Source organism: Bifidobacterium mongoliense DSM 21395 (assembly GCF_000741285.1).
Lineage (GTDB): Bacteria > Actinomycetota > Actinomycetes > Actinomycetales > Bifidobacteriaceae > Bifidobacterium > Bifidobacterium mongoliense.
Genome location: NZ_JGZE01000008.1, coordinates 31,632 through 50,616 on the forward strand (window position 1 = coordinate 31,632; position 18,985 = coordinate 50,616).

Sequence of the window (18,985 nt, forward strand, 5' to 3'; positions counted from 1 at the left end):
AACGAATGTAAGCGCATACAATAAGAAGATGTCACACGAAGTCAGTGGGACCGGGCGGTGCCGAACGGCGATGCTGAGTGGATGCTCAGTTGATGCTAAGTAGGCGACATGTCAACGTAGACAGAAAGAAAGAGCAATGAAGATTAAGAGAATCGCAGCGACGGTGTTGGCGTTCGTCACACTGCTCAGCGTGGGCGCATGCGGTGCGGGGAACAACTCCGCACAATCCGGAGGCAAGGACGGCCTGCTGTTCGCAGGCGATAGCGGCAGCCCCACATTCACCAGGAATTTCAACCCCTTCTCCTCCTCCAAGCGCATCGGCATCAACTTCATCTATGAGCCGTTGCAGGTCGTCAACGCGATCGACGGCAAGGCCACGCCGTTCCTCGCCACCGGCAACAAGGTCGTCGACCCGAAGACCATCACCTACACCATCCGCGATGGCGTGAAGTGGTCCGACGGCCAGGCCATGACCGCCAAGGACGTCGTGTACACCTTCAACCTTATGAAGAAGCAGCCTTCCCTTGACTCGCTCGGCGTGTGGCAGCACATCGCCTCCATCGACGAGCAGGGCAGCACCGTGACCTTCCATCTGAAGGACGACGACATTCCGGCCGCCACCATCATCAACCAGCAGCTCATCGTCCCCGAGCACATCTGGAGCAAGCAGAGCGACCCGGTGAAGTGGACCAACGAGAATCCGGTCGGATCCGGTCCGTACAAACTCGGTCAATACACCCCGAACCAGTACACGCTCGAGAAGAACCAAAGCTACTGGCAGGCCGGCAAGGTCGCGGCGGAGAAGATCATCCTGCCCGCCTCGAACAAGCAGCTCGACCTTGTTAACAAGGGTTATGACTGGGGCTATTCCTACATGACTAACGTCGACAAGACCTGGGGCGGCCCGAACCGCCAGCACAACCACTACTGGTTCCCTCCCGGCGGCACCGTCTCGCTGTTCCCGAACCTGACCAAGGCGCCGTTCAACAACGTCGACTTCCGTCAGGGCCTCAACTACGCCATCAACCGTGAGAAGATCGCCAAGGACGCCGAGGAAGGCTACGTCGAAGGCGCGCCGCAGACCGGTCTCCTTCTGCCGAACCAGAAGATGTGGGTCAACGACAAGATCGCCAATCAGGGCAAGATTGACCAGAACGCCGCCAAGGCGCTCGAGTACTTCGCCAAGGCCGGGTACACCAAGTCCGGCGACAAGCTCGTCGACTCGACCGGCAAGCAGCTGCAGCTCAACATCACCGTGCCCAACGGCTACACCGACTGGCTGCGCGGCGTGCAGACCCTGCAGTCCCAGCTGGGCGAACTCGGCATCTCCGTCAAACTCCAGCAGCCGCAGCCGGCCGCATACGTCCAGCAGCAGAACAACGGCGACTTCGATCTGATCGTCTCCTCCTTCGGCGGTACGGGCGCTCCGTTCCAGGACTATAACAACCTGCTCAACAGCGAGTTCGCCCTGCCCGTGGGACAGGCGACCTCCGCCAACTTCGAGCGCTACAAGAATCCGAAGGCCGACGAACTGCTCGCGCAGCTCAAGCGCACCGCCGATCAAAGCCAGCAGAAGGCCATCATCGACCAGCTGCAGCAGATCGTATACGACGACGTGCCCGTGGTCTCCATGTTCTACGGCGGCCTGTGGGGCCTGTTCAGCGACAAGAACTACACCAACTGGCCCAGCGAGGAGAACCCCTACGCCACGCCTGCCACGTGGACGCAGAACAGCCTGCTCGTCGTGACCACCATCAAGAAGGCCCGCTAACCGGACCATGTCGGCCGCGCCACGGTGGTGCGCGGCCGACGGCGGGTCCCCAGCCGGACCCGGACATGTCGTGATCCACCACCACGTGGGCATCGGCCGATTGCCGGCGATGCCCACGCATCACGTTCAACCGTCGTCACAGGTCGACGAACGCCACCTGCTTGTTCGGCAATCCTCATGAAAGGTCGTCGAGTGCGTTACTTCCTCGGGAAAATCGGGTTGTTCCTGCTCACGTTGTGGGCAGCGATAACCGTCAACTTCATCCTGCCCAGACTCATGCCGGGTTCGCCCGCTGACGCCGCGGTGGCCAAACTCTCGCAGAACGGTCCGGTGACCCCCGAGATGCGCGCCTCCATCGAAGCCCAGCTCGGCGTGCCCAAGGGCAATATCTTCAGCCAGTACCTGGAGTATCTCAACAACGTCATCCACTTCAATTTCGGCGTCTCCTACAGCAACTTCCCCTCCAACGTCTCCACGCTCATCGCGAACAGCCTGCCGTGGACCCTGACGCTGGTCGGCGTCGTCACCGTGCTCTCCTTCATCATCGGCACCGTGCTGGGCGCCGTGATGGCCTGGCGGCGCGGACACAGCATCGACACGATCGGCAGCGTCGGCGGCTCGTTCCTTTCGGCTTTCCCGGCGTTCTGGCTCGCCCTCATGCTGCTGTACTTCCTGGGCTACCTCGCCGGCGCCTTCCCCACCTCCGGAGCGTATTCGGCCGAGAACGTCCCCGGATTCTCCGGCGCGTTCATCGGCGACGCCCTGTCCCATGCGGTGCTGCCCGGCCTGACCATCCTGCTCACCTCGCTGGGCGGATCGATCATGGGCATGCGCAACACCATGATCAGCACGCTCGGTGACGACTACGTGACCTTCGCCCAGGCGAACGGCCTGCACCAGCGCACCGTCGTGCTCAAATACGCCGCGCGCAACGCCCTCCTGCCCAACCTGACCTCCTTCGGTCTGCAGATCGGCGGCGTGGTCGGCGGCTCGCTGCTCGTCGAACAGGTCTTCTCCTACCCCGGAGTCGGCCAGCTGCTCTACCAGGCCGTCTCCAACCAGGACTACCCGCTCATGCAGGCGATCTTCCTGATGATCACCATCAGCGTCCTGACCGCCAACTTCATCGTCGACATCCTCTACGGCGTGCTCGACCCGAGAACCAGGAGATGATATCGATGGCTACATCAGTGCGACAGCGCACCGCCTCCACAGACAACGACAACGGTGACGACAACGGTTTCACACGCGCCATGCGCGTCGTGGGCCGCGCCTTCTCGACCGTCTGGACCGTGCCCAAAGCGCGATTCGGCCTCATCCTGTTCGGCCTCATCATCCTCGTCGCCGCATGCGCGCCGATCCTGAGCCCATACAACCCGCGCCAGAACGATTTCGGCAACAGCGCCGGCCTATCGCTCGCCCACCCGCTCGGCACCACGTCGAGCGGCCAGGACGTGCTGTCCCAGCTCATCTGGGGCGGGCGCATCTCGGTGACCGTCGCCTTGAGCGCGGGCCTGATGTCGACGGTCATCGCCGTCGTCATCGGCCTGAGCTGGGGCTACATGCGCACGTTCAGCGGCGAGTTCGTCGGATTCCTCGTGAACCTCTTCCTCGTCATCCCCTCGTTGCCGCTCATGATCATCATCGCGGCCTACCTGCAGAACGGCGGCATGGGCGTCATCACCCTCGTGATCGTGCTCACCGGCTGGGCGTGGGGCGCGCGCGTCCTGCGCAGCCAGACGCAGTCGCTGCGCTCGCGTGACTTCGTGACCGCCGCGGCGTTCAGCGGCGACGGCACCTGGCGCATCATCTTCCACGAGATCTTCCCCAACATGCTCTCGCTGATCATCAACAACTTCTTCGGCGCGGCCACCGCCGCCGTCCTGGCGGAATCGGGGCTGGAGTTCCTGGGCCTGGGCGACTCGACCACCATCTCCTGGGGCACCATGCTCTACTGGGCGCAGAACAACAACGTGCTGCTCACCGGGCAGTGGGCGCTGCTGCTCGCCCCCGGCCTCATGATCGCGTTGCTCGCCGTCTCCATGACATTCATCAACTTCGGTGTGGACCGCCTGAGCAATCCGCGCCTGCGCGAAGGGAACTGATATGAGCCTACTGAGCGTTCGCCATCTTTCCATCGAATACGACACCCCGGGCATCGAGCCCGTCAAGGCCGTGAACGATGTGAGCTTCGACCTTGACCAAGGTGAATTCGTCGGCCTCGTCGGCGAATCCGGGTCGGGCAAGTCCACGCTGGGCTTCGCCGTGACCAGGCTGGCCAAGCCGCCGGCAAGGATCAGCGAAGGGTCCGTGCTGTTCGACGGCAAGGACATCACCACCCTGACCGATGAGCAACTGCGCGTGCAGCGTCACGGCGGTTTCGCCATGGTCCTGCAGTCCGGGATGAACGCGCTGAACCCCGTGCGCACCGTGCGCAAGCACTTCATCGACATCTTCAAGGCGCACCGCCACGTGCCGCGTGATCGCTTCGCCTCGCGCGCGCTCGAGCTCATCGGCAAGGTAGGGCTCCCCAAGGAGACCCTCGACCGGTACCCCGGTGAGCTGTCCGGCGGTATGCGCCAGCGCGTCTCGATTGCGCTCGCCCTCTCGCTGGACCCCAAGCTCATGGTCTTCGACGAGCCGACGACCGCACTGGATGTGCTCGTGCAGCACGAGGTGATGGACACCATACGGGAGTTGCAGGCCCAGGAGGGCTTCACCGCCATCCTCATCAGCCATGATCTCGGCATCGTGCTCGAATCGACCCAGCGCGTGCTCGTCATGCACAACGGCTCCATCGTCGAGGATGCGCCCAGCAAGCAGATTCTCGAGCACCCGCAGGACGAATACACCCGCATGCTGCTGAGCCACTACGGCGACCCCCGGGCCGAGACGGTGTCGGTGCCCGGTCTGCGCCGCAGGCCGGCTCCCGCAGAGGGTGCCGCTGCGGTGGATACGGAGGCGGCCGCGGCGCCGCAGGACGCAGGATCGACGTCGCATGGGGCGTCGGCCGGAAGTGCCGATCAGGCCGCGAATGACGCCATGACGGTGAAACTCAGCGGCGTTAGCAAGGTCTATCCGGCCCGTCGGCGCGGCGATGAATCCGTCACCGCGGTCAACGACGTGTCCTTCACGCTCACCCCGGGTGAATCGCTCGCCTTGGTGGGGGCGTCGGGTTCGGGCAAATCGACCATCGCCAAGATGCTCACCGGCGTCGAACAGCCCACGTCCGGCACCGTCACCCTCGGCACGACCCGCATCGACCGGATGCGCAGCAAGCGTGACCTGCGCCGCCTGCACTCCGACATCCAGATGGTCTTCCAGGACCCGTATGCCGCCCTCAACCCCCTGCACACCGTCGAGTACATCCTCACCAGGCCGATTCTCAACTACAGCGGTCTGCGCGGGGCGGCGGCCCGGACCCGGATGCTCGAACTGCTCGAGACCGTGGGGCTCACGCCCGTGGAGCAGTACGCCGCGAAACTGCCGCATCAGCTTTCCGGCGGCCAGCGGCAGCGTGTCGTCATCGCGCGCGCCCTCGCCTCGAACCCCAAGGTGCTCGTGGCCGACGAACCGGTGTCGATGCTCGACATGACGCTGCGCGCCGGCGTGCTGGCGCTGCTCGAGGATCTGCGGGAGCGGCTCAACGTGAGCATGCTGTACATCACCCACGACCTGCTCTCCGCCAGGCTCATCACCGACCGGATCATGGTGCTCAACCACGGCACCGTCGTGGAGCGCGGCGCGACCGCCGAGGTGCTGCAGCACCCCAAGGACGACTACACCATCCGCCTGCTCGACGCGATACCGAAACTCAAGACCAGCGACTGACAGGAGCACGCATCATGACCGAATCCCAGCAGGGGAGGGCGCCGCACGGATCTCGCGGATCCTCCCGCGCAACGCCACGGATCCACCCCATCGCGCCGTTCGGCGCCCTGCCGGTGCCCCGCGGCGTGGAGACGCTCGGGATCGACATCACCGTCGGCAGGCTCACGGCCATACGTGCCGTGCCGGACGGCATACCGACGAACGGCGTCGTGCTCATGGTCCCGGGCTTCACCGGTTCCAAGGAGGACTTCTACGCACTCCTGCCCCTCGTCGCCGCCTTGGGCTGGGACACCTGGGCCATATCGCAGCGCGGCCAGGCCGATTCGGTCGCGCCGCGCGGCATCGACGCCTACGCCTCCCGGCATCTCGCCGGCGACGTGGTCGAGGTGGCCCGGGCCATCGAACGGGTCACCGGAGCCGATCGCGTGCATCTGCTGGGGCACAGCTTCGGCGGAACGGTGAGTCAGGCGGCGGTGATCGCCGACCCGAGTCCATTCAAGAGCCTGACCCTCATGTGCTCCGGGCCGCACGGTTGGCCCGGTCGCCACGATATCGACCGTCGCATGCTGCTGGAGCATCCCGGCACCGATCTGTGGAGGCTCAACAACCCCGAACGCGCCGACGCTCCGGATGCGGAGTTGGGCGGCGAGCTCTTCTACCGTCAGCGCGCCGAGGCCACCAGCACCGATGAGCTGTTGGCGGCGCTCGATCAGCTCGCCGATGTGCACGACACGACCTACGAGGTGGCCGAAAGCCATCTGCCGGTCATGGTCTGCCACGGCGCCGACGACCCCGCCTGGCCCCAGGACTGGCAACGTCGGATGGCGCGCATGCTCAAGGCCCGCTATGCGGTGATCCCGAGGGCTGCGCACTGCCCGAACATGGAGAACCCGGTCGATACGGCCGTCCTCCTCGATGACTTCTGGACCGACGTGCAGCGCAAGGCGTAACAGCTCAGCGCCACGCACGATCCATACCATACGAACGCATACGCATGCAAGAGAAAGAGAAGACCATGACGATGACGGATTCGCGTTGTTCGCGGACTTGGAACGACGGTCACGGAGCGGCCCAGGCCGCTGCGCAGTCCACCGTGAGGTCGGGTGACCTGTCCCTCACCCTGAACGGGACCGGCGACCTCGCCGCGATTCGTCTCGGCGACCTGCAGATTTCGCAGTACCTCGCCGGCGAACACGATGCCTCCGTCTGCGGGCTCTGGCTCCGCCATCACACCGCCCGCGGCCTTGACGTGGCTCCGTTGACCGGGGTGCGTGCCCGGGGCACCTATCAGTGCGTGGACGGTCGCATGCGTTGGGACGGCCAGGCGCTGGGCATGCGCTGGAGCGTGGAGTTGCGGCCCTGCGCCAACGGCGCGGACGGGGCTGACTCCGGTACCGGCGCCGGTTCCTCGGGCGATATCGACGCCGCGGGCAATGCCGGCGCCGGCCCCACCGGCGATGCCGACTTCACGAGTGAAGCGGCCCCCACCGTCGACGCCGCCTGGACCTGGACCGTTGCCATTCGGCCATTGGACGCAGCGGCTCCCGTCGATCCCGACGCCGGGCTGTGGGACATCGTCACCGCGCAGGACCTCGCGCTCGCCCCCATCGGCCAGGCGTTGACCAGTGAGCCTTATATCTCGCAGTATGTGGCGTTCCATGCCCACGACGACGAGGGCATCGGCCCGGTGCTCGCCGCACGGCAGACCATGGCGTGCGCGCCGCAGCTGCCGTTGTTCGTCACCGCCATCGCCGAGGGCGGTCAGGGCTATATGACCGACGGATTCGATTTCTACGGTCGCGAGGCGCGCCTGGGAGGAGAGCCCCGTGCCTTGAGGAACGCCGATTGGTCGGGGGAGCGCATCGATCAGTACGAGTTCGCCATGGCCTGTCTGCAGGCCCGGCCGCGCCCGATGAACGACATCTTGGTGTGGCATGTCGTCAGCGTCGTATCAAGCGATTACCGGGGCGAGATGGGAGCGGCATGTCGCCGTTTTGCGGACGGTCTCGCACGGCGTCATTCGGCCGATGCGGCCGATGCGGCCGCTGCGGCAGAGGCCGGCACTGTGCTTCAGAGCGATGACCCGCATGACGATGCGCCGGCGGCGCTGGTCTCCGATCCCGTCCCCGCCGAACCGCAGGACACGCGCAGAAGGGCTTCGTTGCTCGCCACGTCGCCGCTGCTCAACGGCGACGAGCCCGATGACGGTGCGCTTGCGGCGATGCTGGGCGGCGCTCCGATCTCACCGGAATACGACGACGCGGGCCATCTGCTCTCATGCTTCTCCGACCGGGCACGGCATCTTGTCAGCCGCGCGAAGGAACTGCTCGTCGATCGTTCGCACGGGCAGATCCTGCTGTGCGGCGACGTGATCGATCCCGAACGTCCGGTGCTCGCCACGACCACCTATGCGCCCGGGGTGTTCGCATCCCACGTGGTGCTGGGCAACACGAACATGCATCGTCTGATCTCGGTGCACCACACGAGCCTCAATCTGCTGCGCTCCCAGGGCGTGCGCATACTCGTGCGCTCGCAGGCGCTGCCCCGGACCGACCATGCCGCCGGTACCAACGGCTGGCGCATGCTCGGCGTCCCCTCGGCCTACATCATGGAGCTCGGCGGATCACGCTGGATCTACCGGCTGGGCGACGCCACCGTCATCGTGGACACGACCGCTTCGGCCGAGGATGACCACATCGTCGTCGCTCTGCGCAGTTCCGTGGCCATGGACGTCATGGCGACCATGGACGTCGAGACGGCGGATCACTGGACGGCGTCCGCTCGCTTCGACGACGACCTGTCCGGCGTGGTGCTCGCGCCGGCTGCCGGTACGGCCCCCGCCGACGCATGCCCCGGGCTGCGTTATGCGATGGCCTCTCCCGATGCGACGCTGGAGGACGACGACGCCGCGCTCTTCGCCGACGGTCTGCCGCAGGGCAGCGGCGTGCTCGTCTTCCGCGCCGAGGAAACGACGTCGATGCACCTGATCATGGCGGCGGGTATGCAGGGCGACCAGGCCGTCGGCGACCTCGCCTCGGCATCGTGCCGCACGGCCATGGACGGCATCGTCACCGGGGGTTCGGGTATTACCGGTATGCATCTTCTGCGGTCCGACCCGTGGCGCGAGCGCATGCTGACACGGCATTTCGAGACGATCACCGGCTTCGCCCGAGGGCTACACGTCCACGGTGACGGTCGGCTGAGCGAGTTCAACCTCGTCATGCCGTGGTTCATGCAGAACGCGCTCGTCCACTTCCTCTCCCCGCATGGACTTGAACAGTATTCCGGGGCCGCGTGGGGCACACGGGACGTGTGCCAGGGGCCGCTCGAGGCGGCGCTCGCGTTCGGACACTACGACATCGTGCGCGAGATTCTGCTCAAGGTCTTCGCGCATCAGAACGCCGACGGCTCCCTGCCGCAATGGTTCATGTTTGACGCCTACGCGTCGATGTACCAGCACGATTCCCACGGCGACATCCCGGTATGGCCGCTCATGGCAGTGGCCGAGTATCTCGGTGCCACCGGCGACCACGCCCTGCTCGGGCGTACGGTCGGCTTCTGGGATACGCAGGCCGATCGGCCGTGCGAGACGGCGTCGACGGTCGCCGACCACCTGGAACGCACGCTCGACTACATCCGCACCCACCGGGTCCCGGGCACCGCGCTGTTCAGTTACGGCGAAGGGGATTGGGACGACACCCTGCAGCCGGCGCAGGCCTCGATGAAGAAGGACATGGCCTCCACATGGACCATCGCCCTGCTGTATCAGGCCACGCGCGCCCTGAGCGAACGGTTGCCGCACGATGGTGATGCCCCGGCCCAGCGGCTCGCCGACGCCTTCGGTCAGGAGGCCGAGACCATACACACGGCGTTCGCTCGTGATTTCATCTTCGACGGGGTGCTCGCGGGGTACGTCTCCTTCCGTGACGGCATGCCCATGCCGCTCATCCACCCCGATGACCGGCATACCGGCATCCGCTACCGCCTCATTCCCATGACGCGATCGATCATCGCCGGACTGCTCGATGCGGCGGGCGAGCGGCGTCACGAGTCGATCATCGACGAGCATCTGCACTACCCCGACGGGGTGCGGCTCATGAGCCAGCCCGCCGCGTTCCACGATGGCGTGACCACCGTGTTCAAACGCGCTGAGCAGGCGGCGAACATCGGTCGCGAGATCGGCCTCATGTACACGCATGCCCATATTCGCTACTCAGAGGCACTCGGCCTGCTCGGTCGTGAGACTTTGGGGCGTGAGCTGCTGCGCATCAGCCCGGTGGGCCAATTCGCCCGGCTGGCGACGAGCGAACCGCGGCAGCGCAACTGCTACTTCGCCTCCTCCGACGCCGATTTCCCCGATCGCACCACCGCGGCCGCGCAGTGGGACCGCTTGCGCGACGGTGCCGCCGATCCCGTGGGTGTGCGCGGCGGCTGGCGCGTGTATTCCTCCGGCCCCGGCATCTACCTGCGGCAGATGATGCAGCATCTGTTCGGCATCCAGCTACACACCGACCGTGTCGTATTCGATCCCGTGCTCGAGGCCGGTGACGACGGCACCGTGATCGACGTCGCACTGTTCGGTACGATGCGTCATATCCGCTATCGCGTGGTGGACGGCGCGGTTCCGGTCGAGGTGAGCGTCGGCGGCCGGTCCGTCGCGGGCGATCGCGTCGCGCTGCCGTACCGCCAGGGCGGCATATCGGTGAGCGCCGCCCTGCTCGGCGACGCCGAGGACCTCACCGTCACCGTCGGCACGGCCCGGGTCGCCGCCACCAAACCCGCCGCCACCAACTCCGCCACTACCAACCCCACCGTCGACGCTCCTGCCGTCGGCACCGGCACCGGGGCCACGGCCGCCGCCACCAGTGGGGCGGCTGGCGAGACCACTTCGACAACCATGAGATGAGGACCATTCACGATGCAACATGACGCACTGATCGATCTGCTCGACAGGATGACGCTCGAGGAGAAGGTCGGCCAGCTCGTGCAGCTGACCGGCGACTTCTATTCCGACCGGGCCGACGCCCGCACCGGCCCCATGGCGCAGCTGGGGGTGAAGGACTCGGAGCTGGCGAACGTGGGCACCGTGCTTGGCGTCTCGGGCGCCGAGGAATGTGCGAGGATCCAACGGTCCTATATGGCGCGCAACCGCCTGCATATCCCGACCATGTTCATGGCCGACATCATCCACGGCTACCGCACGATCTTCCCCATAACGCTCGCCATCGGCGCCTCGTGGAACACCCGGGCCGCAGAGACCGCCGCCGAGGTGTCCGCCCGGGAAGCCTCCGCGGCGGGGTTGTCGCTCACCTTCTCGCCCATGGTCGATCTGGTGCGTGACCCCAGGTGGGGACGGGTGATGGAATCCACCGGCGAGGATCCGTATCTGAACGCCCGCATGGCCGAAGCCTTCGTGCACGGCTACCAGGGCGATGACCTGCTCGGCGACACCTCGCGCGTCGCCGCCTGCGTCAAGCATTTCGCCGGATACGGCGCGCCGGTCGCCGGACGCGAATACAACACGGTCAACATGTCCGAACGCCAGTTGCGCGATATGTATCTGCCGGGGTACCGGGCCGCCATCGCGGCCGGGGCGAAAACCGTGATGACCGCTTTCAATACCGTGGACGGCATACCGGCCACCGGCAACCGTCACCTGATGCGCGACATCCTCAGGGGCGAATGGGGCTTCGACGGCGTGCTGATCTCCGACTTCAACGCCGTGCGCGAGCTCGAGGCCCACGGTGTGGCCGCCGACGACCGGCAGGCCGCCGACTTGGCGATGCATGCGGGCGTCGATATCGAGATGATGAGCATCTGCTACATGCGCGAGCTGCCCGGGCTGATCCGCGAGGGCCGCGTCGACGCATCCCTGGTCGACGAGGCCGTGCTGCGCATCCTGACGCTCAAGAACGACCTGGGCCTGTTCGAGCATCCGTTCCGCGGTGTCGACCCCGAAGCGCCGACGGTCGTCCGGCCCGATGCCACCTCCCGCGCGGCCGCTCGCCGGGTCGCCGCCCAATCGGCCGTGCTGTTGGCGAACCATGGGTCCGTGCTCCCGTTGCGATCGTTCACGACGGTCGCGCTGCTGGGCCCGGTCGCCCGTTCGCACGATGTGCTGGGCTCCTGGTCGGCCCAAGGCGTCCCCGCGGAGGCGGTGAGCCTGGCCGACGGATTGCAGGAGGCCGCACGTCGGCACGACATCGATCTCGAAGTCGCCCGATACGGCCAGAAGCCCGAGGATTACACGAAGCTCGACGACGCCACGTTCCAGGAGGCCGTGGCGCTCGCCCGACGCGCCGACGTGGTGGTCCTCGCCCTGGGCGAGCCCTCCGCCATGAGCGGTGAAGCCTCGAGCCGCACCGATATCAGGCTGCCGCAGGCGCAGGTCGAGCTGTTCGACGCCGTGCGGGCGGTGAACCCCCATGTCGTGGTGGTGCTGTCGAATGGCAGGCCGTTGGATCTCGGGCAGATCGACGGCGCGCAGGCGATCCTGGAGTCCTGGTTCCTGGGCACCGAAAGCGGTGCCGCGCTCGCCGACATCCTGTGCGGCGACACCAACCCGTCCGGCCGCTTGTCGATGTCGTTCCCCGAAAGCGTGGGGCAGGTGCCGGTGTACTACAACGGCGACACCACCGGACGCCCCTATGAGGTCGCGCCGCAGGAGAAATATGTGTCGAAGTATCTCGACGCCGGCAACTACGCCCGATACCCCTTCGGTTTCGGGCTGAGCTACAGCCACTTCGTCTACGGCGAGCCGGAGCTGACGTCCACCACCTTCGATGCCGAGCATCCGCTCGAGATCGCCGTCGATGTCACCAACGACTCCGATGCCGATGGCGTCGACGTCGTGCAGCTCTACGTGCGCGATCCCGTCGCCGCCGTGGTACGGCCCGTCAGGGAGCTCAAGGGCTTCCATCGTGTCGCCATCGCGGCGCATGAGACCGTCACCGTGAGATTCACGCTATGCGAACGTGATGTGCGCTACGTGCATCCCGATCTTGCGGAACGCAGCGACCCCGGCGACTTCCTCGTCAGCGTGGGGCCGAACAGCCGCGACCTGAACTCCCCGATGACCGTGCGGCTCACCGAGACGGCGGCGTAGGCGACGTCCATGCGCGGCATCGAGGGACGTGCCCCGATACCGCGCACACGGGCCGACGTGCGGCCTGATAGGGGCCGATAGGGGGCCTGACGTACGGCAAACGGCGGGTATGCCAGCTGCAGATCGTGCAGTGGATACCCGCCGTTTGTCCTATGGTTGCCGTGTCGTCCAGCCGTGCATCGCGCGACTCAACGAGGCAGGCACCTCGGTCCGATCGTGGATCAGATGAGGTGGCTGCGCATGAACCACTGGAACTTCTCGAGGTCCTGCACGTGGTCTTGGACGATGTTGGAGCTGATCACGTCGAGCTCATCGAGCTCCTTGATGGCCTCGCGGTCATCGGCGATGAAGGAGTCGTAGAAGTCGCACAGCGCCTTCAGATAATCCAGCGTGGAGTGGCGGCCTGTCAGGTCCATGCCCTTCCAAGTGCGGTTGCGCATGATGTCGTCCGGGCGACCCTCGGCGCTGCCACCCAGCGTCGCGATGCGCTCTGCGGTCTCATCGGCCTGATTGCGCACAATCTCGATCTGGGGGTCGAGCATCTCGTGGACGGCGATGAAGTTCGGTCCGGTCACATTCCAGTGAGCGTGCTTGAGAATCAGCGACGCCTCCTGCTCCTGGCTGAGACGATTCTGCAGAATCGCGACGATCTTCTCGGAAGCGGCCTCATCAAGTCCTGGAACTACAAATTCAAGTGCCATTGCTATTTCCTTTCTGTGTCCTATGGACATCTCGTGGTTTCCATTGTAGTCGGAACGCCGTCGGTGTCATGTACCGTGTGAGCGCTCACCGTGGCATGGGTCAAGCATGCCAACGGTTGCGCGGCGACCTGCGCGAATGTGAAGAGTGCGACGTTTGCGCCCGTGGCATAGGTCGGGGCGCCGACGTCAGGCCTTGGCGTGGTTGTCGTCGGCCTTGTCTTCGCGGCGACCGGTTGTGCCACCGCGGTCCACCCGCTCGGTGGTCTCGCGTATGGCTTCGACGCGACGTGCACCCGAGGGGATCACGTCGACACGGACCGGTGCCGCGGATCCGACCGCGCCCCCTGTGGCTCCCGTGCGCGTGCCCGCGCTTGCGCCGGCATCCGTGTGTGCCTGGGTTGATGCCGAGGTCGATGCGGTACCCGAACCTGACGCCGTGCCTGACGCTCCCGCGTCGGCGTCGTCACCCAGCAGACTCTTGCGTACCTCGATCGTCTCGATGCGCCGGTTGTCGACTTCGGTGACGACCATCTCGTACCCGTCGTCGGAGTGCAGCACCTCGCCCACGGTCCCCATGGTGCCGGTATGCGCCAGGAAGTAGCCGGCCACGGTCTCGTACGGCCCGTCCTCGAGCTCGATGCCCGTGAGGTCGGCGAAGTCCTCGATGGTCATCGAGGCGTCCACGGTCGCGACGCCATTGACGAAGGCCGTGCGGTCATCACGGGGCCCACCCTTCTCCTCGGGCAGATCGTATTCGTCGCGGATGTCGCCCACGAGCTCCTCGGTCATGTCCTCGAGGGTCACGATGCCGTCGGTGCCGCCGTACTCGTCGATGACCACCGCCAGGTGGATGCCCCTCTTGCGCAGCAGTTCGAGGCTGGGCAGCAGTTTCGACGTGCCGGGCAGCGAGATGCCGTCCCGCGTCACGTCGGCCACCGTCTTCGCCTTCGGGTCGCGCACGTCCAAGAGATCGCGCACATGCACGAAGCCGAGCACGTCGTCGAAGTCCTTGCCCGTGACCGGGTAGCGCGAATACGGCATCGAGCGCACGTAGGTGGCCGCCTCCTTCAGCGTCTGGCTGCCTTCGAGGAAGACCACGTCGGCGCGCGGCCGCATCACCTCGGCGACGATGGTCTCGGAAGCGTCGAAGACGTCGTCAAGGATGGTGCGTTCGTCCTTGCCCAGGCGGGTGTTGGTGTTGACCAGCACGCGCAGCTCATCGTCGGAGACCTCGGTCTCCGTCTCGTTGGGATCGAAGCCGATGAGGCGCACGAAACCGTTCGTGTTCTTGCCGATGAGCCAGATGAGCGGGCTGCAGATCTTCGCGAACACGTCGATGGCGGGCACCACGGCCCGCGCTATCTGCGTGGTGCGCTGCATGGCGATGCGTTTGGGCACCATCTCGGAGATCACGATGGAGCAGTAGGAGATGATCAGGGTGAGCACGATCGTGGTCAGCGGCCTGGCGACATTGCCGGGCACACCCCATCCGATGACGTGGGGCACGATGAACGGTGAGATCGAGGATTCGCCGAACGATGCCGATAGGAATCCGGACAGCGTGACGCCGATCTGCACCGTGGACAGGAACGTGTTGGGGTCCCGGGCGATCGTCGCGACGCGGGCCCCGCGGGCGTCCTCCTGCTCCATCTGGTCGAGCTGCGAGCCGCGCAGGCTCACCAGGGCGAGCTCGGTTCCGGAGAACATGGAGCCGAGCACGAGGAAGACGAACACCAAGAGGATATTCAAGCCGAGTGACATGTCTCCCACTGTAAAGGGCCGGGTTGTCAATCGGCTACGGGTGATATCTCGGTGATATCCGGCGGCGTATCCGAGCGCGATATCAGAAGGAGAGCACCTCGACCTTTCCGGTGCTCAGCTGGTACCGTGCGCCCACCATCATGATCTTCTGGTCGGCCAGGGCCTGGCGGATGATCGCGGAACGGTCCACGAGCTGCTCGATGGTCCGGGCGATGTGGACGCGCTCGTAGTCGTCGGTCGAGTCAAGTTCCGATTCGCGGGACTGCTGGATGGAGGCGCCGACCGACCGCACGATGATGGAGTCCGAAGCGTCGATGAGTTGGTCCAGTTCGACCGTGCCGTCGAGCGTCGCCCGGTCGGTGAGCTCGTCGAGGACCGGGACGGTGGAGGCGACCGCGCCGCAATGCTCGTGGCCGAGCACCACCAGCAGCGCCACGTGGAGCGCCGTGACCGCGAACTCCAATGAGGCGACCACCGCGTCATCGAGCACTTCGCCGGCGGTGCGGATGGTGAACATGTCGCCCAGGCCCTGGTCGAAGATGATCTCGGGGGGTACGCGCGAGTCGGAGCACGACAGCACCGCGGCGTCCGGGTGCTGGCCGTCGATCAGGGATTCGCGGGTGTCCTTGTCCTGCCAGGGGTGCTCGGCGGTCGACTGGGCGAAGCGTCGGTTCCCCGCGAGCATGCGGCTCCAAGCGGCGGTGGAACGGCCCTCCTCGTCCTCGGCGGCGTGGCGGTCTGCGGTGGTGTTGTCGGTCATATGATGTCCGGTTCCTTGGTGTGGTGTGGATGGTTGAAATCGTGTGCGTCTGTGCATGTGTTCATGTGCGTGCGTGGGCAGATCCGCTTCGGCGGATAACGGCTCCAGTCTCCAGCGAAGCCCGCCGACCGTGCCGAAATACGGCGGGTCAGGCGGGCTTCGCTGGAGATGGATTCGACTGGGAATCAGCCGGTGTTCTGCAGGCCGGCGGCGACTCCCGAAACGGTGCAGAGGATCAGGTAGATGAACCCGGCCTGTTGGCTCTGGCTGAGCTCCTCCTTGTCCACCTTGCGCCGCAGCGAGCCGAGCGCGAGCACCTGCGTGACGGAGAGCGCGTCGACATAGGGCGAACGAATCCTGATGGCGCGGCCGAGCACGTGGCGGTGCTGCAACGGCCATTCGTCACCGACGATGCGCAGCACCCATGCCCGGGTGAGCTCCATCTCGTCGAGCACCTTGTCGCGCAGATCGTCGCGGTCGCCGAGCGCCAGATACATCTTGGCGATACGCACGTCCGTCTTCGCCAGCGACATCTCGATGTTGTCGATGAAGGTGGAGAACAGCGGCCATTCGCGGTAGGCGGCCTGCAGGGTCTTGAGATCGCCGAACTGCTCGCAGGCGGTGCCCAAGCCATACCAGGCGGCGAGGTTGATGCGCGCCTGAGCCCAGGAGAACACCCACGGAATGGTGCGCAGGTCGTCGAGCGACTTCGCGCCCAGACCGCGCTTCGCGGGTCGGGAGCCGATCGGCAGGAGGCCGACCTCGGTCAGCGGCGTCACGGTGGAGAACCACGGGGCGAAGTCGTCGGCCTTGATGAGGTCGAGGAAGCGAGCATGCGAGGAGTCGCTGAGCGACTGCGCCATGTCGGCGTACCGTTCGGTCATCTCCGTGTTCGTCTTCTCGACGCTCGGGGCGGACTGCAGGAGCGTCGCCGCGGCCACGGACTCGACGTGGCGTACGGCCAGCACCGGGTTGCCGTAGCGGGCGAAGATAGATTCACCCTGCTCGGTGAGCTTGAACCGGCAGTTGACCGAACCGACGGGCTGCGCGAGCACCGCACGGTTGGCCGGGCCGCCGCCACGGCCGACGGCGCCGCCGCGACCATGGAACAGGGTCAGGTCGATGTGGTGGCGCTTCGCCCACTTCGCGATGCGCTCCTGTGCGGAGTGCAGGGCGAGGGTGGCGGTCGTCGGGCCGGCGTCCTTGGAGGAGTCGGAGTACCCGAGCATGACCTCCATCCTGTTGCCGGTGGCCTTGAGCCGCGCCTGGACCTCGGGGATCTTGATCATTTCCTCGAGGACATCCACCGAATTCTCGAGATCCTGGAGCTGTTCGAACAGCGGGATCACGTCGATGGTCGGCACATCCTTGGGTTGCGAGAACGCCATGCGGTTGAGCTCGTAGACGTCGCGGATGTTCTGCGCGGACTTGGTGAACGAGATGATGTAGCGTCGCGCGGCCTTGATGCCGTTGCGGCGCTGGATGGAACCCAGGGCGCGGAAGGTGTCGAGCACCTCGTGCGTCATCGGTTGCAGCTCGCCGCGTTCGCCGTGCAGGCCGTGCTCCCGGATGTCGTCCAGGGCGCGCGAATGCACGAGCGAGTGCTGACGGAATTCCATCTCGACCATGTGGAAGCCGAAGGTTTCGGCCTTCCAGATCAGGTCCTGCAAGGGGCCGTAAGCCGCGCGCAGATCTCCGGCCGCGGCCAGGGACCGCTGCACGGTTTTGAGGTCGGCGATGAAGTCGTCGCAGTTGGTGTACATGAGGTCGGCGTCGCGTTCGACCGTGTAGTGCAGCCGGTCCGCCATGACGAGCATCACGGCGCGGTGGGTTTCACGGGTCGAAATCAGCGAGGCCTTGTCGGTGAGCCGTTCGCTCATTTCCTTCTGGCGTCCCCACAGATGCAGCAGTTCGTCGCTGGCCGGCGTGGTGCCGGTCTCCATGGTCAGGTTGCGGCCGACGATGCGCGTGGCGCGCTCAAGGGCGGTGATCATGTGGTCGCTGAATTTGCGCGCGACCTTGCGGCTGACCTTGGCTGTGACGTTCGGGTTGCCGTCGCGGTCGGAGCCGATCCAGCTGCCGGGGTGGAAGAACGCGGGGCATTCCGGTTCGCTCAGTCCGGCCTTGTCACCCAGCAGCCAGTCGTCGAAGCGGCGGTAGACCTTGGGGATGGTGTCGAACAGGGTGTCATCGAAGATGTCGATGATGGTGTCGGCCTCTTCGACCGGCGTCGGCTTCTTGAGGGCGATCGGCGAGGTGCGCAGCAGGGCGTCGATCTCGTTGTAGAGACGCCGGGTGTTCTCGTGCTTGTCGGTGCCGCCCAACGTCGCGTTGGCGCTGAGCAGGTCGGAGACGCGGCGGATCTTGCCGGCGACGGCCTTGCGGCGGGCCTCCGTGGGGTGGGCCGTGAACACGGGGTGGAACTCGAGCTTGTCGAGCAGATCCCGGGCCTTCGCGGGCCCCATCTCGGCGAGCAGCTGGTGGTAGGCGCCGGTCATCTCGTCCACCGGATCGGTGGGATCGTCCTCATTGACCGCGGCCGCACGCTTGTGGATCGAGGTCACGCGGTAGTTCTCCTCGCACAGATTGGCGAGGTGGAAGTACGTGGTGAATGCTCGGGCCAGCAGCTGGGCGTCATGCAGATTCATCGCATCGATGACGTCGCGTGCCCGGCTCAGATTGTCGCCGTGAGCGTCGGCATCGTCCTCGGCCTCGCCGTTATGAGCGGCGCTGGCGGCGACGACGTAGTTGCGCACCGTATCGAACTGGGTGAGCAGTTCGGGATCGAATTCCCCGAGAATATCGCGCAGAACGTGCAGACACAGATCCATATCTCGTTGCAGCGATGGCGGGAGATTACGCTCCTCGACCGATCGCGCCACGGAGTCGATGGGTGCTTTTGCATCCGTCGCAGACGTGTTGATTGGATTATCTTGTGACATCAGACCTCCTTTGCCGAAGTCCGGTTGCTCGGTCTGCCGGTCCCTCGCGGCTCCTCCGCGATTGTGATAACCGGTCGTTGCAAGCCCAAAGCCCTCGTTCGACACTGTCGAGCA

10 protein-coding genes and 1 pseudogene are annotated in these 18,985 nt (G+C 65.7%); 7 read left to right on the forward strand and 4 right to left on the reverse strand.

Going from position 1 to position 18,985, the window contains the following annotated elements; translation table 11 throughout:
- Nucleotides 1-136: 136 nt before the first annotated feature.
- From BMON_RS03545 to bglX, 7 genes are all read left to right on the forward strand, one after another.
- On the forward strand, nt 137-1,771 hold the full coding sequence (locus BMON_RS03545) for an ABC transporter substrate-binding protein (protein WP_033512976.1): 1,635 nt from the start codon (nt 137-139) through the stop codon (nt 1,769-1,771).
- 192 nt (nt 1,772-1,963) lie between these two features.
- Complete coding sequence (locus BMON_RS03550; RefSeq protein WP_033512974.1) at nt 1,964-2,944, forward strand: ABC transporter permease; 981 nt, start codon at nt 1,964-1,966, stop codon at nt 2,942-2,944.
- Nucleotides 2,945-2,949: 5 nt separating this feature from the next.
- A complete protein-coding gene (locus BMON_RS03555) occupies nt 2,950-3,876 on the forward strand; it encodes an ABC transporter permease (protein WP_202805443.1) in 927 nt (308 codons plus the stop codon).
- A 1-nt stretch (nt 3,877) separates the two neighbouring features.
- Nucleotides 3,878-5,602, forward strand: coding sequence for an ABC transporter ATP-binding protein (locus tag BMON_RS03560; RefSeq protein WP_033512972.1), 1,725 nt, complete (start codon nt 3,878-3,880; stop codon nt 5,600-5,602).
- 14 nt (nt 5,603-5,616) lie between these two features.
- Nucleotides 5,617-6,552 (forward strand): alpha/beta fold hydrolase, encoded by a 936-nt coding sequence (locus BMON_RS03565; protein ID WP_051917859.1) that lies wholly within the window; start codon nt 5,617-5,619, stop codon nt 6,550-6,552.
- Between the two features lie 44 nt (nt 6,553-6,596).
- Nucleotides 6,597-10,508 (forward strand): hypothetical protein, encoded by a 3,912-nt coding sequence (locus tag BMON_RS03570; RefSeq protein ID WP_033512969.1) that lies wholly within the window; start codon nt 6,597-6,599, stop codon nt 10,506-10,508.
- Nucleotides 10,509-10,520: 12 nt separating this feature from the next.
- Nucleotides 10,521-12,707 carry a beta-glucosidase BglX gene (gene bglX / locus BMON_RS03575; protein ID WP_033512968.1) on the forward strand — a complete coding sequence of 729 codons (2,187 nt, stop codon included), beginning with the start codon at nt 10,521-10,523 and terminating at the stop codon, nt 12,705-12,707.
- Nucleotides 12,708-12,928: 221 nt separating this feature from the next.
- On the opposite strand, the gene BMON_RS03580 is transcribed toward bglX, so the two are convergent.
- From BMON_RS03580 to BMON_RS03595, 4 genes and pseudogenes are all read right to left on the reverse strand, one after another.
- A complete protein-coding gene (locus BMON_RS03580) occupies nt 12,929-13,408 on the reverse strand; it encodes a Dps family protein (RefSeq protein WP_033512966.1) in 480 nt (159 codons plus the stop codon).
- Between the two features lie 444 nt (nt 13,409-13,852).
- Nucleotides 13,853-15,169 (reverse strand): annotated as a pseudogene (locus BMON_RS03585) (hemolysin family protein); the annotation flags it as partial.
- An 82-nt stretch (nt 15,170-15,251) separates the two neighbouring features.
- On the reverse strand, nt 15,252-15,929 hold the full coding sequence (locus tag BMON_RS03590; RefSeq protein WP_033512964.1) for a carbonic anhydrase: 678 nt from the start codon (nt 15,927-15,929) through the stop codon (nt 15,252-15,254).
- A 185-nt stretch (nt 15,930-16,114) separates the two neighbouring features.
- Nucleotides 16,115-18,871: a phosphoenolpyruvate carboxylase gene (locus BMON_RS03595; RefSeq protein WP_033512962.1), complete on the reverse strand. Its 2,757-nt coding sequence runs from the start codon at nt 18,869-18,871 to the stop codon at nt 16,115-16,117.
- Nucleotides 18,872-18,985: the final 114 nt, after the last annotated feature.

Coding starts and splice junctions, on each gene's coding strand:
- BMON_RS03560 (WP_033512972.1), top strand. CDS start 3,878: ATGAGCCTACTGAGCGTTCGCCATCTTTCCATCGAATACGACACCCCG.
- BMON_RS03590 (WP_033512964.1), bottom strand. CDS start 15,929: ATGACCGACAACACCACCGCAGACCGCCACGCCGCCGAGGACGAGGAG.
- BMON_RS03545 (WP_033512976.1), top strand. CDS start 137: ATGAAGATTAAGAGAATCGCAGCGACGGTGTTGGCGTTCGTCACACTG.
- BMON_RS03555 (WP_202805443.1), top strand. CDS start 2,950: ATGGCTACATCAGTGCGACAGCGCACCGCCTCCACAGACAACGACAAC.
- BMON_RS03570 (WP_033512969.1), top strand. CDS start 6,597: ATGCAAGAGAAAGAGAAGACCATGACGATGACGGATTCGCGTTGTTCG.
- BMON_RS03595 (WP_033512962.1), bottom strand. CDS start 18,871: ATGTCACAAGATAATCCAATCAACACGTCTGCGACGGATGCAAAAGCA.
- bglX (WP_033512968.1), top strand. CDS start 10,521: ATGCAACATGACGCACTGATCGATCTGCTCGACAGGATGACGCTCGAG.
- BMON_RS03565 (WP_051917859.1), top strand. CDS start 5,617: ATGACCGAATCCCAGCAGGGGAGGGCGCCGCACGGATCTCGCGGATCC.
- BMON_RS03580 (WP_033512966.1), bottom strand. CDS start 13,408: ATGGCACTTGAATTTGTAGTTCCAGGACTTGATGAGGCCGCTTCCGAG.